Here is a 16,477-nt window from a genome sequence, read left to right on the forward strand (position 1 = left end):
CCTTACTGGCCTATGAGCGCGTCTTTATCCACATGCTCTTGGAGCTGGACAATGTCTTCTAAAACCCAAAACAGATTCTTCCATTCAATAAATTTATTTTCTTCTAAAGCGCTTTGAAAATGATCCAAATCCCATGTTAGAAATTTTTCTGCGTCTAAAATTTTACCCAAAAAGCGCACTTCATAATGCAATTTTTCGCCGCCGCTATTACCGCTCTTCCCGCTATAGCCAATCAACTGCCCTTTTTGGATGAAGCTTTTGGGCTGCACATTGACATGATCTAAATGCGTGTAAATGGAGCTGAAACCAAACGCATGTTCAATGCGTACCAAGTTCCCATACCCCACATTAGAACGAGTCTTCACAAAATCCACAATCCCATCAGCGCTCGCATAAACAGGCGTGTTTAATGGCGTGATAAAATCAATCCCGGATTCAACGCCCTTAATCTTTTTAATGGGGTGGTTCCTTTCTTTAGTGGGTTTGATAGCGCTATAAGTTTTTAGGGGCATGCCATTAGGAATGAGCATGAGCGCTAAATGTTTTTGATTTAAGCTCAAATTTTCTAAATCCACTTCATCATAGAGATGCCCTCCCCCATTAGCCCCCTTTTTGATTTCAATCAAGGATTCCAACCCGCGAATCTTTTGCCCCACAATAAAAAGCTCTTCTCGCTTGTTTTTAATCTCTTTTGTCAAAGTGTAATTTTTTTGATACAAATCCCTAAAATCCCTTAAAACCGCATTCCTCTCGCTTGTCATCGTATCCATTTTAGCGATTAAAAATTTTAAAAACCCTACGCCAAGCCCCACGATCAATAAAAGAATGACAACAGAAATGATGAGGTTGCGTTTTAAATTTTTAGAAAATTTGAGCTGTTTAGAGCCTGATTCATCAATGATGGTGATCACAAGCTGGTTTTGTGGCATCAATCCCTCTTCTTTGGATAGCGCTTATAAAAAGCGTTGGCTACCAGAAATGAGCCATACACCAAATAATTTTCATTTTCTTTCAGTTCTTCAAACAAAGCGTGTTCTAACCCTAAAGTTTCTAAAATCCCTTTAAGTTTTTCTAATTGGATAATTCTTTCATTATGCAATTCTAAAATCAAAACCTTTTTAATGACAGGCTTTAAAATTTCTAGCACCAAAAAAGCGTCTTTATCTTGATAGCAGTTATAAATCAAAATGATTGGAGCGTTAAAAACGCGTTTGATTTCTTCTTTTAAGGCTTTGGCGCTATGGGGGTTATGCCCCACATCTATTAAGACATTAGGGCTTAAAAGCTCGCAACGGCCGATTAAATTTAGGGGCTTTAGGTTTTTTAAAACTTCTTGTTTATTGCATGGCAAAAGCGTTTCAAACGCTTTTAGAGCCACTTCTAAATTCATCGCTAAAAAATAGGCTAAATGGTGGCGTTCAATATAGTCCATGACTCCTTTTGAAATTTCATTTTGAACCACAATCAATTGCGCGTGTTTTTCTTTGGCGATTTTTTGAGCCACATTTAAAACCAATTCTTGTTGGGGAGCGATGATATTAAGAGGGCCCATCGCTTTTAATTTAGTTTGCGCAATGCTTTCTAAACTATCCCCTAAAAATTCCTTATGATCATAATCAATGGGGGTGAAAACGCTTAGGGTTTTTTCTAAAGCGTTCGTGCTGTCAAACTCCCCCCCAAGCCCCGCTTCTAAAACCAAATAATCGCAATCTTTAGCGAGCATGACGGCTAGTAAGGTGGCGTATTCAAAATACGAGCAAGCGCTGCTGAAAGCGTGCGGTTGCAATTGCTGGTGGGCGTTTTCTAAAACGCTTTCTTCAACAACAGAACCATTCAAAAAAAAGCGCTCCCTAAATTCAAAAACATGAGGGGAGGTGAAATGCAACACCTTAAAATTTTGATCGGCTAATAAAAGGGTCAAAAACCGCCCTGTGCTGCCCTTACCATTCGTCCCTACAATGTGAATGACTTTCGCTTGAATCTCAAAAAAAGCGCTTTTAAAATCCTTGTAAATTTGAATGAAACGGCTAGGATCAAACTTGTGGTATTCCTTAGGCTTTGTTTCTAAAAACGCCTTTAATCCATTCAAAGGACTATTTTTCATTATTGAATTTCCCTTCATAAGCGATTTGCGCGACAAATTTAGTCAAAGTTTGCTCCACAGCCTGATTGATTGCGTAATAGCGGTTCTGGAAAGTGTTAAGGGGGTCTTGCAAATTCACGGCGTAATTGTAGTATCCGCTATTTTGAAAAGTCTTTTGCGTGCCTCTTTTATTATCGTAGGTGTAATTCACAGACACGGTCGCGCGATAGAAAGTTGTAAAACCTTCTTTATTTTGCGTGATGCTCGTATCGGTTACATTCGTGATTTCTATGATAATAATGGAATCTGAATCCTTTTCGCTCGCTAGGCGGTTTTGGAAGCGTTGCACGACTAAACGATTCATCAAATCCTTAAACTCCACAGAGTTTTCAGGGTTAGGCAAATTCACAATGAGTTTTACATACACGCTATCGCCAAGCGCGTTTTGAGCGTAAGTGGCGATGGGTTTATACCCACAACCCTTGAACAAAAGCAGCACAATAAAAAAAAGTAAAACCCTCATGCGATGACAAAATTAACAAGCTTATTAGGCACATAAATTTCTTTTTTAACGCTCGCCTTTTCTAAATATTTCTCTAATTCTTTTTTAGCCAAAACAATGATTTCTTCTTTGCTGGCGTTAATATTGACTTTCAATTCCGCACGCCTTTTGCCATTAATGGTAAGCCCTAAAGTCATAAAGTCTTCCATCAAAGCGCTTTCATCAATTGCTATAGGCTTGAAATTCTCTCTTTTAAAAAGCATCTCGCTCAACTCCCATGCGGTGTGCGGGATAATAGGCTCTAAAATTTGCAACAACACAAAATAACCCTCGCATAAAATCCGCTCATTAGTTTGCGCGTTCAAAGCGTTTAAAGCCTCCATGCAGCTTGCGATCAAAGTGTTAAACGCGTAAGCGCTTTCAGCCTTATTGAAAATTTCATGCGATTTTTTCAACGCCTCATAGACTTTTTTGCGGGCTAGTTTTTGTGCTTCATTCAGGCTCACTCCTTTAAATTCAGGCTTAGAAGTAGTAGGGCTAATGGCGTTCGCTTTGTCGTATAAGCGCTTGATAAACCGGTGTGCCCCTTCTAAAGCGCTGTCATTCCATTCCAATTCTTTAGCCGGTGGGGCAGCAAAAAGGATAAAAAGCCTTGCAGCATCAGCCCCGTATTTTTTAAGTATCTCTTTAGGGCTAACGACATTGCCTTTAGATTTGCTCATCTTAGCGCCATCTTTTAAAACCATGCCTTGAGTGATAAGCTGTTTGAAAGGCTCATCTAAATTGAGATAGCCCAAATCCCTTAAAGCCTTAGTGAAAAAGCGCGCGTATAACAAGTGCAAAATCGCATGTTCAATGCCGCCAATATAAGTGTCCACTGGCATGAAATACTTCAAGTAATTTTGATCAAACGCTTGATTTTCACGCTGATTTTTGGGCGTGGTGTAGCGCAAGAAATACCAGCTGGATTGGATGAAAGTGTCCATGGTGTCTGTTTCTCTTAAAGCGTCTTTGTGGCATTTAGGGCATTGAGTGAATTTCCAACTCGCATGCTTTTCTAACGGATTGCCCTCCCCATCAATCACGATGTCTTCAGGTAAAGTTACCGGTAGTTGGGTTTCAGACACAATCCCGCAATGTTTGCAATGAATCATAGGAATAGGCGCTCCCCAATACCTTTGACGGCTCACTCCCCAATCTTGCAAGCGGTAGTTGATCACCCTTTTACCGAGGTTTTCTTTTTCAAAATAAGCGATGATTTTTTCTCTGGCCACTGAGCTAGAAAGATCGCTCCACTCCCCACTATTTTTTAAAACCTCTTCTTTAGTGTGGGGCAAACTTTGAGGGCTTTGAGTGATCACTTTAATAGGAATATGATAAAGATTAGCGAATTCAAAATCCCTTTCATCGCAGGCTGGCACGCCCATTAACGCCCCAGAACCATAATTGGCTAGGGCGAAATTAGCCACCCAAACAGGGATTTTTTGCTTCGTTAAAGGGTGGATAGCGTAAATGCCTAAAAACGCCCCTTTTTTCTCTAAGGCTCTTTCTCTTTGAGTCGTGTTTAAAATCGCTTTAATCATCTTTGAATCTTCTTGGCTCACTCGCTTAATGGCATGCTCTACTAAAGGGTGTTCTGGGGCGATGGCGATGTAAGTTACGCCATAAATGGTGTCCGCTCTTGTGGTAAAAACTTCAATTTCTTGAATGCCGTTGCAAGCTTTCAAGCACTCATCAGCGATTTTAAAACCAAATTGCAACCCACTAGATTTCCCTATCCAGTTTTTTTGCATGGTTAGGACTTGAGAAGGCCAATGATTTTCTAAAGTTTCTAAGTCTTTTAACAATTCTTCAGCGTAGTTTGTGATCTTCAAATAATATTGATAGAGTTCTTTTTGAACAACTTCCGTATCGCAACGCCAACACCTCCCATCAATGACTTGCTCATTAGCTAAAACGGTTTTGTCGTTAGGGCACCAATTGAGCATGGCTTTCTTGCGATAAATTAGCCCTTTTTCCCACAAATCAATGAAAAATTGCTGTTCAAATTTCGTGTAATCCGGATCTGAAGTGGCAAATTCCCTGTTTTTAGAAAAAGAAAACCCTAAAGCTTCAAACTCTTTTTGCATGGCTTCAATGTTTTCATAAGTCCAGGTTTTAGGGTGGATACCATGCTTAATGGCCGCATTTTCTGCAGGCATCCCAAAAGAATCAAACCCCATAGGGTGTAACACATTGTAATGGTGCAAACGATAATAACGCGCCAACGCATCGCCAATGGTGTAATTGCGCACATGCCCCATGTGGATTTCCCCACTAGGATAAGGCAGCATGCTTAGAATGTATTTTTTAGGGAGGTTAAAATCGTCTTTAGGTTCAAAACTCTTATTTTTCCACCAAAATTCTTGCCATTTTTTTTCTATATTGATAAAATCCATCAACTACCCCTTAATCCGTTTCGCTCGTTACAACGCTTTCAATCAATAAAAAAATGAGGCTAAAAGCGTTGCTAATCAAAGCCCCAATCATGAGCATGTAAGCTGTAACCAAATTGTTTAAAATCTGTAAAAATACAAACGCCGGTATGAGGTGCAACACGGTGGCTAAAGAGCTGGCCAACAGCTCTGATGCGAAACGCTTGCACACCCCAATTTTGAGCGTAACAGAAATAAGGTTTAAAGCTAACGCTACAAACAACACCACCGTATTAGGCTCATACAAAAACCCTGCAATGGTGGTTAAAGAAATAAGACTGAACAGCACATGAACGACCCGACCCCAATCCATAGAAACTCCTTAAACCCGACCGCTTTCATACAGACGGCGCATTTTTTCTTTCTCTTGAGCTTTTTTGATTTTTCTAGCCTCATTCTCATAGTATTTACCCATATCAAAGCCTAACAATAACGCTACTTTAGGGGCGATGAAAATAGAGCTATAAGTCCCTACAATCGTGCCTATTAACATGGGCAATGAAAAGCCAATGATGATCTTACTCCCAAACACGCACAAAATCAACACCACAAAAAACACGGTTAAAGAAGTTAAAAGCGTGCGCGTGAGCGTGCTAGAAATGGCTTCATCAATGGCTTGAATGGCATTTTTGGTTTTTTGAGAGAGCATTTCTTCTCTGATCCGATCAAAAATAATGATCGTATCATTAATGGAATACCCAATCAAGGTGAGCAAGGCCGCAATCACTTCCAAATTCATATCAATCTTAAAAACGATCACCGAGCTTGCCACTAAAATCACATCATGTACAAGCGCAATAACACTCGCTAAAGCGAAACGCCATTCATAGCGGAAACTCACATAGACCATGATCGCCATTAGCGCTAAAATCAGCGACAAAATGCCCTTTTCTTTCAACTCGCTCCCCACTCTAGGACCCACGGTGTCAAATTTACGGATTTCAAAATCGCCGCTGGGTTTTAGAATGTTAGCCACGATAGCGTTCAAATCTTCGTTTTCGGCTGTTTCCACAAAAGGGAATTTGATTAAAATTTCTTCTTTAGAGCCAAATTCGCTCACTTGCACGCCTTTAAAGCGAGCTTCTTTTTCAAAAAGATCGCGCACTTCTTTAATGGGGGCGTTTTGAGCGTAACGCACTTGCACCAAACTCCCCCCCGCAAAATCAATCCCTAAAGAAAACCCTTTAAAAAACAAAAGCCCCAACGCCAGAAGCACCAAGATCGCTGAAACGATCACCCCATAATTGGAATAACGCATGAAGCTTAAGATTCTAACTTGTTTGAATAATTCCATAAAATCTCCTAAGCTCTTTTATTCACGCCAAACCAAAAGTAAAGGCTTTTTGTTTGGGCTAATTTAGGTAAAAGGGCTTGATAAATCCCTTGCGTGCCTACAATGGCGGTGATGATAGAGGCTAAAATCCCAATGCCTGTGGTTAGGGCAAAGCCTTTAATCGCTCCTGTGCCATAAGCGTATAGCAACACCGAAGCGATCAAGGAAGTGATATTGGAATCAAAAATCGCTCTACTCGCATTGATATAGCCTAAATGGATCGCTTTAGCGATGCCCTCATTCTCTCTTAAGACTTCTCTAATACGCTCATTGATAATGATATTAGCATCCACGGCAATCCCCACGGTCAAAACAATCCCCGCCATTCCCGGTAAAGTCAGCGTCGCTCCAAAAATCGCCATGACCGCCACAATCAAAAAAAGATTGACCACTAACGCCAAACAAGCGATCACCCCCGCCATGGAGTAATAAAGCACCATAAAGCCCATCACTAAAATAAAGCCCCCAATGAGGGCGATAATGGAAGTTTTAATGCTGTCTTTCCCTAAACTCGGACCAATAATTCTTTTTTCTAAAACCTGAATGGGAGCGCTCATCGCCCCACTCCTTAAAGCGATCGCTAAATCGCTCGCTTGAGCCACGCTAAAATTCCCGCTAATTTGCCCGCTCCCCCCACCAATACGCTCCCTAATCACCGGGGCTGAATAAACCTTATTGTCTAAAACGATCGCCATGCGTTTGCCCACATTCGCGCCTGAGAAATCCCCAAAAATCTTAGCCCCTTGTGCATCAAGCGTGAAGCTCACCACCGGCTGGTTGTTTTGATCATACACCACTTTCGCGTCTGTAAGCATTTCGCCATCTAAAATAGGGATCGCTTTGAGTAAGATTTTACCCCCCATTTCCGCATCAGACAACAACACGCTGCCTAATTTTTGAGCCTCTAAATCCGTCATATTCATCGCATCTTTATTGTGCTCTTCATCCACTGCCATCATCTGCAAATGAGCGGATTTAGAAATCAAGTCTTTAGCGCGCCGTTCTTCTTCTAAAGTCTTAATGCCGGGCAATTGCACCGAAATTTCTTCTTTACCTTGCTGAATGACTACAGGCTCTGCCAAACCAAATTGATCCAAGCGGTTACGAATGATCCCTATCACTTGCAAAATCGTGTTTTTACGCAATTCTTCTTGCTCTAAAGGGGTGAGCTTCACGCTATAAAACTCCGCTTCTTTTTTGATTTCAAACTGGCTATGACCTTGCAATTCCAATAAAAGCGCGTCTAATTTTTTCGCCTCATCTTCATCTAAAAGCTCAAAACTGATCCCCTCTAAACTGGATTTAATGTCTTTAAGCAAGATATTTTGCTTTTTAGCGTTGTATTCTAAAGCGGACGCTAGGCTTAAATACTTGTTTTTTAAAGCCTCATCGGTTTGCACCCCTAAAAGCATGTTCAACCCCCCCCTTAAATCCAAACCTAAAGTGATTTTAGGGCCTTTAGTTTCTAGTAAAGAAGGCACAGAAAACCCTACCCCTAAAAGAAGCGCAAAGATAAAAACGATTAAACGAGGGTTAAAAAGTTTCATTTAGTTGTTATTTGGCGTTGTTTCAAAGTTTTAGTACCAGATAATTTTGCCGAGATTTCTTCTCTGCCTTGTTGGATAACTATAGGCTCTGCCAAACCAAATTGATCCAATTCGTCTAATTTGAACGCTACATAGTTTTTAGAAAGTTTAGCGGTGGTGTCATCATTGAGTTTCACGCTAAAAAAATTCGCTTCCGCCTTAAGCACCTCAACGATGAACCCTCCTTGAGTAACGATTTTATCGCCCTTAGTCAAGCCCTCTATCATTTCTTTGTGTTTTTTTTGCTGCTGGCGTTGCGGGCGAACAATCAAAAAATAAAAAATAAGAAACAACACCACAAGGGGTAAAAGCGTCGTTAGAATGTCTTTAATTTGTCCCATTTAATTTCCTTAAAAGATGTTTTAATCTCAAATTATAGCATTTTTAGCTATTTCTTTAAAGCCACTCTTTTGTCTAGTGCAAATAAATACAAAGCCCCTATGATCCCAGAAATCAAAGATCCGAGTAAAATCGCAATCTTTGCCACTTCCATAGCGTCCTTATGCTCGCTTGTGAAAGCCAGATTAGAAATAAACATAGACATGGTAAAGCCAATCCCTGCTAAAAGCCCAGCCCCTAAAATATGCCACCAGCTGATGCCTTTAGGGCGCGCGGTGATTTTGAGCTTTTCGCTTATAAAAGTGATTAAGAAAATCCCTAAAGGCTTGCCCAAACAAAGCCCTAAAATAACCCCTAAAAGCACCTTATCCACTTCTAAATTGATGCTAGAATCAACGCTCACCCCAGCGTTTGCAAACGCGAATAAGGGCATGATGAAATACCCGCTAATGGGGGCTAGAAAATGCTCCAATCTCTCTAAGGGGCTTTGTAAAGTGCTCGCTTTTTCTTCAATAGAATGCAAGATTTCTTGCTGCTCTTTACTCAAAAGCGCTCCTGAACTCGTTTCTGCGTATCGCTTGCCCAATTCTAAAAGCTCTCCATTTTTAGAATCTTTAGGGATCTTCACCGGTATCATAAAAGCTAGAATCACTGCAGCAATCGTCGCATGGATACCGCTTTGATGCACGCAAAACCAAAGCAACACCCCTAAAAGCAAGTAAGGGATGAGCGATCGGATATTCAGGCGGTTTAATACGGCTAAAATCAGAACCACCCCTAAAGCCCCTAAAAGCCATGCGAATTTTAAATTCGTGGTATAAAAGAGCGCGATCACCACAATAGCCCCCAAGTCATCAGCCACCGCTAGAGTGATTAAAAAAACCTTTAAGGCGGTTGGCACCCTCTTGCCTAAAAGCATGATCACGCCTAAAGCGAACGCAATATCCGTCGCCATAGGGATCCCAAAACCATGCTGAGAAGGCGTGTTAGCGTTAAGAAAAAAATAAATCAATCCTGGAGCTATCATGCCCCCTATGGCTGCAATCACAGGGAAAGAAGCTTTTTTGAAACTGGATAATTCCCCAAACAACAATTCTCGCTTGATCTCTAAGCCTATCATTAAAAAAAATAACGCCATTAAAACATCATCAATCCAGTTGTGCAAACTAAAGCCGATAAAAAAATCCCCTATTTGAAACCCAAAAGGGGTGTGCCATAGCGCAAAATAACTTTCTTTTAAAAACGAATTAGCCACCACCATCGCTAAAACAGCGTTTAAAAAGAGGAAAATCCCTCCAAAAGACTCGCTTTTAATAAAGTTCTTAAGCGTCACACTGAGTGCGTTTTCTGTTTTTTTGAGATTCATAGACAACCTTAAAATTTTTATTTTCAAACCCATAATTTTTCAAGCAGTCTTTTATGAGCGTAAATAATGCCCGCTTGTATCTTAAAATGGGGGGCTTGAGTTTTTAAAAACGCAGCGTAATGAGACACTTGAGCCTTGTGGCTTTGCTGGTAATTTTGAGAGCTTTTATAATCTAAAACACACAAATTTTGCCCCCTATCCCACAACAAAACATCAATCCTAGACACAACCCCTTCAAATAAAAAAGCCGCTTCGCCCCTTAAGATATAATTTTTAAAAAGAGCTTGTATCTCTGCATCGTTTTCAAAAAGCTCTAAACTTTCTTCTAACGCTTGGTAATCCAAACCATAAAAACCATGATGGTAGTTTAAATATTCTAAAACGCTTTTTTTAGGAATGTTATAAGCGTATTGGTATTCTAATCCCTTGTGCAAGGCGATACCGAAATTGATCGCTTCCTGGTCGTTATTCTTTTCATAATCGCTATCTGGCTCTTCTTCTATCTCTTGGACTTGCTCGCCATAGGCATGGGGCTTGATGAGAGTGCTTGTAATTAAAGGCTCTTTTTGAGGAGAAATAACCGGCATAATTTCTCCCTCTTCTAAAGGCGCAAGATCCAATTTTTCGTGCATTGTTTTGTTTTTGCTTTCTTTTTTGCTTTCTTTTTTGCTTTCTTTTTTGCTTTCTTTTTTGCTTTCTTTTTTGCTTTCTTTTTTGTCTTTGGCCACGACAATCAGCCCTAACTCAGCCCTAGTGAATGCGACATAATACACATTAATTTCTTCATGATCTTTAGCCGCTTCTTCTTTGTCTAAAGCCCTAGCGTAATCTTTATCCACGACCTCACGATTTTTCATTCTGTAATAAAGGCGAAGAAGCTCTGCGCCGTCATATTCTTCAAGGAATTGATTGGCATGGCTTGAATTAGGCTTGCCCAAGCGTTCGCACACGATCACATAAGGGAATTGCATGCCTTTAGATCCATGAATGGTCATGATCTGCGCGCCTTTTGGATTGAAAGAAGCGATCTCTTTAGCCTCTAATTTTTCTAAAAAATCATTGGCGTCTTCGCACCCAACCGCTAATTCCAAACAGCTTTGCGCAGGCTCTCCATAAAGTTTAAACTGCTCCATCACTTTCCACACAAAGCCTGCCACGCTCTCTTTTTTAGGGTTAAAACCAGGTAAAGCGATCGCATCATCATGCAAGTATCCAGCGAGTTTTAAAACGCTGTGCTTATAAAAGGGCCTGTAAGGTTCTTCCGCTAGAGCGTATTCTAAAGCGTTCTTAATGATTTTAGACTCTACCAATTGAGACAATCTCGCGCTAGATTCCGTGCTTGGGCAAATTGCGCTCAAATACTCTTGCAAATAATTTTTGATTTCTAAAGCGTCCTTATTGGTGGCGCATAAAATGGTAATGTCTTTAGGATCAATACGATGATCTAAAAGGTTTTGAGCTTCTTGTAAGATTTGTTCTAATAACAATTCTTTTTCATCAGCCACTAAAGAAACTTTAACATAGCCCTCTGTAACATGTTTATTGTTGGAAGCTTTAGGGTATTTTTGCTCCAAATAAGCGGTGGGGGAATTTTGATAAGCCTTTTTAAAAATGGTATTCACGTAATTAATGATTAAAGGCGCACTGCGGTGGTTGAATTCCAAATTATCGTGGTAAAAATCCTTAGAAACGCTTTCAAATAAGGAGCTAAAACTCCCCCTAAAGGCATAAATGCTCTGCTTGACATCGCCCACAAAAAACACGCTCCTGTGCCATTTCGCTTGTCCTATCCCGGCTTTAATCTCATCAATAAAAGGGGCTAAAATCTTATAATCGTTCAAGCTCGTGTCTTGAAATTCATCAATCAAAATGTGCGCAATTTTGCTGTCCAACCTGAAATAAAAAAACTCCGCCGGCATTTCTTCATAACCATTCAATAAAACATGGACCTTATCTTTAATCGCATCAAAATCCAGGGCTTGGATTTTAGAAGTGGCGTTATCATAAAGTTGGATGAATTTAGGGAATTTTTTAAATATTGCGGTTTCTTTGGCTTCATAATAGCGTTTTAAATCGTTTTCAATCTCTTCGCATTCGCTCTCTAAAGTGGGGATTTCATTTTTGAGTTTTTTGAAAGATTGATATTCGCTCTTTTTTTCAAGCCAGGTTAAAGAGCTGTTTAAAAATCCCCTAAAATCATCGCATTTAATGGCTGTTTTAGCCCTATCTGACGCTGTTTCTATGTTTTGAATTTGGTTGTTTAAGCTCCTTAGTTTTTCTAAAAAACCCTCTTCATCAAATACAGGCCCTTGCTTGTTAGAATCAAATAAATAAAGCTTGTTTTTTAAAAAACGCAGCCGTTCTAAAATAGAATCGCTCGTGTAACTCTCATAACTTAAGCATTGGACGATAAAAGCGCTCAATTCTTCAAGCTGTTCGCTGTTTAAAGCGCTCAAAAAACCCTCATTAAGCTGTTGTTGGTGCGCTTTGGTGTCTTCATTGACTTCAAAATTCGCGCTCAACCCCACAAACCAGCAAAATTTCCTTAAAATGCTTTGGAAAAACGCGTCAATAGTGCTAATCCTGATTTCAGCGTTTAAAAAGCGTTGGTAGATTTTTTGAGCACTATTTCGCACCAAGCTAGGGTCTAAATGGTATTTTTCTTCTAATTCTTTTAGGATATTTTGGGATTTTTCTTTTTCATTTTCAAGGTTTTCTTTTTGCAAGATTTTTAAATAGTCTAAAATGCGCTCTTTCATTTCGGCGGTGGCTTTTTTAGTGAAAGTGAGCGTTAAAATCTCGCTAGGATTAGCCCCTTTAAACAATAAAGCCAAAAACCGCACGCTCAAAGCGAAAGTCTTCCCGCTCCCTGCTGAAGCCTTTAAAGCCATGCATTGTCTTTTTGTATCCATGATAGCTATCCTAAAATTCTGTTTTGTCTTTATTATAACCTAAAAGCCTTTTTTACTTAAGCTAAAAAACCTTAATCTTTTGCTATAATCATAGGGTTTTGTCGTTTTCTCTATGATTTATAGGGATCAAAGGGCAAAGACAGCGTCAAATTCACACATGCTAATCCTTGTATTTAGGTGTTCTTAAGAATTTAAGAATCAAATGAGCATGGAGGAAGAGAACCAAAATAACTTTAAGGAGAATATTCTCATGGTAACCATGAAAGATTTATTAGAATGCGGTGTGCATTTTGGACACCAAACAAGGCGTTGGAACCCTAAAACCAAAAAATTCATTTTTGGCGTTAGGAAAAATATCCATATTATTGATTTGCAAAAAACCTTGCGCTATTTTAGATACACTTATAATATCGTGCGCGATGCGAGCGCTCAAGGCAAAAGCATCATGTTTGTAGGCACTAAAAAACAAGCCAATGAGACTTTGAAAGAATTTGCTGAAAGCATTCAAGTCCCTTATGTCAATTACCGCTGGCTTGGTGGCATGCTGACTAATTTTAGCACCATTAGAAAATCGGTGAGAAAATTAGAAATCATTGAAGAAATGGAAAATAGCGGTCAAATTGATCTATTGACTAAAAAAGAAAAGCTCATGATTTTAAGGAAAAAAGAAAAGCTGGATAAGTATCTTGGCGGGGTGCGCCACATGAAAAAAATCCCTGATATGATTTTTGTGATTGATGTGGCTAAAGAAAAAATCGCTGTCGCTGAAGCGAGGAAACTCCATATCCCTATCGTGGCCCCCTTAGACACTAACTGCGACCCTGATTTAGTGGATTACCCCATTCCTGGAAATGACGATGCGATCCGCTCTATTAGGCTATTTTGTAAAGAAATGAGCGAAGCGATTTTAGAAGGGCGAGAACTCATGCAAGAAGAAATCGTCCATGCGGATGAAAATAGCGAAGAGATAGAGTTCGTGAGCAATGAAGAAAAAGAAGAAATGCTCGCTGAAATCCAAAAAGAAATCACTCAAGGAGCCGAATAATGTCAGGAATTAGCGCTCAATTAGTCAAAAAATTAAGGGATTTAACCGATGCGGGCATGATGGATTGCAAAAAAGCCCTTGTGGAAGTGGCTGGGGATTTGCAAAAGGCCATTGATTTCTTGCGCGAAAAAGGCTTGAGTAAAGCCGCTAAAAAGGCTGATAGGATCGCTGCTGAAGGCGTGGTCGCTTTAGAAGTAGCGCCTGATTTTAAAAGCGCGATGATGGTAGAAATCAATAGCGAAACGGATTTTGTGGCTAAAAATGAGGGCTTTAAGGAATTGGTTAAAAAAACTTTAGAAACGATCAAAGCTCATAATATCCATACCCCAGAAGAACTGCTTAAAAGCCCGTTAGACAACAAGCCTTTTGAAGAGTATTTGCACTCTCAAATCGCTGTGATTGGTGAAAACATTTTAGTGAGAAAAATCGCTCATTTAAAAGCCCCTAGCTCTCATATTGTCAATGGTTATGCGCATTCTAACGCCAGAGTGGGCGTGTTAATCGGTATAAAATACGATAATGAGAAAAACGCTCCAAAAGTGGTGGAACTGGCCCGAAACATCGCTATGCATGCCGCAGCGATGAAGCCTCAAGTGCTAGATTGCAAAGACTTTAGCCTTGATTTTGTCAAAAAAGAAACCTTAGCCTTGATCGCTGAAATTGAAAAAGACAATGAAGAGGCTAAACGCTTGGGCAAACCTTTGAAAAACATCCCCACTTTTGGGAGTCGCATTGAATTGAGCGATGAAGTTTTAGCCCATCAAAAGAAAGCCTTTGAAGACGAATTGAAAGCGCAAGGCAAGCCTGAAAAAATCTGGGATAAAATCGTTCCTGGAAAAATGGAAAGGTTTATCGCTGATAATACCCTTATTGATCAACGCCTAACCCTTTTAGGGCAATTCTATGTCATGGACGATAAAAAAACTATCGCTCAAGTCATCGCTGATTATTCCAAAGAATGGGATGATGATTTAAAAATCACTGAGTATGTGCGTTTTGAATTGGGCGAAGGCATTGAGAAAAAGGCAGAGAATTTCGCTGAAGAAGTGGCTTTGCAAATGAAGTGAGATTTTAGGAAACGACCTTTAAAGGTTGTTTCTTTTAACTTTTTAACTTTCTTTATTTAATCTCGTTTATAAGACTGATCATCAATTTCTTTGCACTAAAAATAAACTCGTATTTTACAAGAAATAGATAAATGGGTAAATATGCTAATGATTGAGCGTTTTCAAAAATTTTAAGACATTTTGTTCTCTTAAAATGTGATTATGCGAAAAGAAGCTTTCAATCTGGTGGTGGTTAGAAAATTCTTTTTTATGCTCATAAGCTTTTCTAATGTAGGGGGCAAACCCAAAAGGGTTTTCTAAATCCTTTAAGGCGTTTTTCAAACTCTCTTCATCTTTATCTAAAGTATCAAAATACTTGAGCAGGACCTCTCTGGTTTCATAACTCAAAATATCTGAGCCTTTAAAAAAAGTGATGTTTGCATTAGCGACTCCATACACATAAATCGCATTGGGTTTAGGCAGGTTTGAATTCCACATGGGGCGAGATGTTTGAAGATTTTTTTCACCCTTATCGTTTTTAGAGAACTTGATTTCAATCCCCACCACATCATCAAAAATAAAAACCAAAAAATCAGGGTAATTTTGTGAGCCAAAAGGTTGGTATAAAAAATGGCTTGTAAGCTTTGAAAAAGGGTTTTTAAGGGTTTCTGGGTGATTTTTTTCTAAAACTTGCTTTTTGAGTTGGTTAAAAGTGGTTTTGATTTCCTTATTAGGCTTTTCTTCAATATGGCTTAATCCTTCTGTTAAATCGCCGTTGATTTCGCTAAAGTGTTTTTTTAATTCATTCCTAAATTTGTTTTCAAACTGCTCCCCTGTGCTAGAACTTGCAAAAAACTTTCTCTTATTGGTAATTTCTTGGAACACTTTTTCAAGCATGCATTTCCTTTAATTTGCAATATTCTTCCACAAAATCATAAGTAGAAAACCCTAAAACTTGCGTGTTTTTATGAGCGAGTTTGTTGAAATCAATTTTATGGATAATCCTTAAAGCTTCTTTAGAATGGGCTTTGATGAAAAAATATTGTCGGTTTTTAATCAGTAAATTTGCATTGGTGATCTTTTCGTTGTAGTCATAAAAGCCTTGTCTCACCACCGCAAAATCCCATTGGTATTTTTCTTTGTTGAAATATTTTAGGGTGTGTGGTGTGTTGTTATGAATGTAAGTAATAAAGTCACTATGGCGGATTTTAGGGGGTGCAATGATGCGTTCGTCTTTAAGATTTAGGGCGATATTTTTATGCATATAGATTTGAAAAACGCATTTCACATCATAGGGCCGTTCATTAAAAATAAAAGCGTTTTTCTCTAAATCAGCGTTTAAAACCAATTTTGCACGCTTATCAATGTGTTTTTGAATAGAATAGCGTTTGAATAAATTGGGCAAAATAAACGCTACAATAGGCGCTTCGTTTAAAGATTTGTTTAAAAAATCTAGGGCTAATTTCCCTCTATGCCCAAAAGGAGGGTTGCCAACAATGACACGCTTTTTATCAAACTCAATCAATTCCAACAGATAATCTTTTTTTTGAATGCCTTGAGCTTTAGGGGCAATATCAAGGGCGATGCAATCAGCAATCCCTAACTCTTTTAATGCATCAACAAAGCTTCCACTCCCTGCACTTGGCTCTAAAAAATGGAATGCGTTTAAGTCTAGCCCTAGATTTTGAGCGGTGAGATCTTTTAATAAATCCAAACAAAATCGCGCGATTTTGGGGTGGGTGTAAAAAGCGTCTAAATTCTTTTGCAAGGTAGCATTACTAGCCATTTTAA

At 39.3% G+C, this 16,477-nt stretch carries 14 protein-coding genes; 2 read left to right on the forward strand and 12 right to left on the reverse strand.

Going from position 1 to position 16,477, the window contains the following annotated elements:
- Positions 1–2: 2 nt before the first annotated feature.
- Genes csd2 through EXS92_RS02645 form a run of 10 tightly spaced genes read right to left on the reverse strand, consistent with a single transcriptional unit; the run spans position 3 to position 12,595 of the window.
- Positions 3–929, reverse strand: coding sequence for a M23B family cell shape-determining DD-metalloendopeptidase Csd2 (gene csd2 / locus EXS92_RS02600; protein WP_165515453.1), 927 nt, complete (start codon positions 927–929; stop codon positions 3–5).
- Positions 929–2,104 carry a folylpolyglutamate synthase/dihydrofolate synthase family protein gene (locus EXS92_RS02605; protein WP_165515454.1) on the reverse strand — a complete coding sequence of 392 codons (1,176 nt, stop codon included), beginning with the start codon at positions 2,102–2,104 and terminating at the stop codon, positions 929–931. The genes csd2 and EXS92_RS02605 overlap by 1 nt, the downstream gene beginning before the upstream one ends.
- The gene (gene lptE / locus EXS92_RS02610; protein ID WP_001264907.1) at positions 2,094–2,606 is read right to left on the reverse strand and encodes an LPS assembly lipoprotein LptE; all 513 of its coding nucleotides are present in this window, start codon (positions 2,604–2,606) and stop codon (positions 2,094–2,096) included. The genes EXS92_RS02605 and lptE overlap by 11 nt, the downstream gene beginning before the upstream one ends.
- Positions 2,603–5,023, reverse strand: a complete 2,421-nt coding sequence (gene leuS / locus EXS92_RS02615; RefSeq protein WP_165515455.1) for a leucine--tRNA ligase — start codon at positions 5,021–5,023, stop codon at positions 2,603–2,605. The genes lptE and leuS overlap by 4 nt, the downstream gene beginning before the upstream one ends.
- A gap of 10 nt (positions 5,024–5,033) precedes the next feature.
- Entirely contained in the window at positions 5,034–5,372 is a 339-nt protein-coding gene (locus EXS92_RS02620) for a DUF6394 family protein (protein ID WP_000383774.1), read from the reverse strand.
- A 9-nt stretch (positions 5,373–5,381) separates the two neighbouring features.
- The gene (secF, locus tag EXS92_RS02625) at positions 5,382–6,353 is read right to left on the reverse strand and encodes a protein translocase subunit SecF (RefSeq protein WP_078248898.1); all 972 of its coding nucleotides are present in this window, start codon (positions 6,351–6,353) and stop codon (positions 5,382–5,384) included.
- An 8-nt stretch (positions 6,354–6,361) separates the two neighbouring features.
- Positions 6,362–7,939, reverse strand: a complete 1,578-nt coding sequence (gene secD / locus EXS92_RS02630; RefSeq protein ID WP_165515456.1) for a protein translocase subunit SecD — start codon at positions 7,937–7,939, stop codon at positions 6,362–6,364.
- Complete coding sequence (gene yajC / locus EXS92_RS02635; RefSeq protein ID WP_000529766.1) at positions 7,936–8,319, reverse strand: preprotein translocase subunit YajC; 384 nt, start codon at positions 8,317–8,319, stop codon at positions 7,936–7,938. Before yajC ends, secD begins: the two co-directional genes overlap by 4 nt.
- Before the next feature lie 47 nt (positions 8,320–8,366).
- On the reverse strand, positions 8,367–9,683 hold the full coding sequence (gene nhaA, locus EXS92_RS02640; RefSeq protein ID WP_165515457.1) for a sodium/proton antiporter NhaA: 1,317 nt from the start codon (positions 9,681–9,683) through the stop codon (positions 8,367–8,369).
- A 23-nt stretch (positions 9,684–9,706) separates the two neighbouring features.
- Positions 9,707–12,595: a RecB-like helicase gene (locus tag EXS92_RS02645; RefSeq protein WP_165515458.1), complete on the reverse strand. Its 2,889-nt coding sequence runs from the start codon at positions 12,593–12,595 to the stop codon at positions 9,707–9,709.
- Positions 12,596–12,845: 250 nt separating this feature from the next.
- Here EXS92_RS02645 and rpsB point away from each other — a divergent pair, with 250 nt between their 5' ends.
- Positions 12,846–13,640: a 30S ribosomal protein S2 gene (rpsB, locus tag EXS92_RS02650; RefSeq protein ID WP_000258276.1), complete on the forward strand. Its 795-nt coding sequence runs from the start codon at positions 12,846–12,848 to the stop codon at positions 13,638–13,640.
- Complete coding sequence (tsf, locus tag EXS92_RS02655; RefSeq protein ID WP_165515459.1) at positions 13,640–14,707, forward strand: translation elongation factor Ts; 1,068 nt, start codon at positions 13,640–13,642, stop codon at positions 14,705–14,707. Before rpsB ends, tsf begins: the two co-directional genes overlap by 1 nt.
- A gap of 144 nt (positions 14,708–14,851) precedes the next feature.
- Here the strand turns inward: tsf and EXS92_RS02660 are convergent, their stop codons facing one another.
- Both EXS92_RS02660 and EXS92_RS02665 read right to left on the reverse strand, forming a co-directional pair.
- Entirely contained in the window at positions 14,852–15,583 is a 732-nt protein-coding gene (locus EXS92_RS02660; RefSeq protein ID WP_165515460.1) for a type II restriction endonuclease, read from the reverse strand.
- A complete protein-coding gene (locus EXS92_RS02665) occupies positions 15,576–16,472 on the reverse strand; it encodes an SAM-dependent methyltransferase (protein WP_165515461.1) in 897 nt (298 codons plus the stop codon). The genes EXS92_RS02660 and EXS92_RS02665 overlap by 8 nt, the downstream gene beginning before the upstream one ends.
- Between the last annotated feature and the right edge of the window lie 5 nt (positions 16,473–16,477).

Origin of the sequence: Helicobacter pylori (genome assembly GCF_011175115.1) — a bacterium.
Taxonomy (GTDB): domain Bacteria; phylum Campylobacterota; class Campylobacteria; order Campylobacterales; family Helicobacteraceae; genus Helicobacter; species Helicobacter pylori_DF.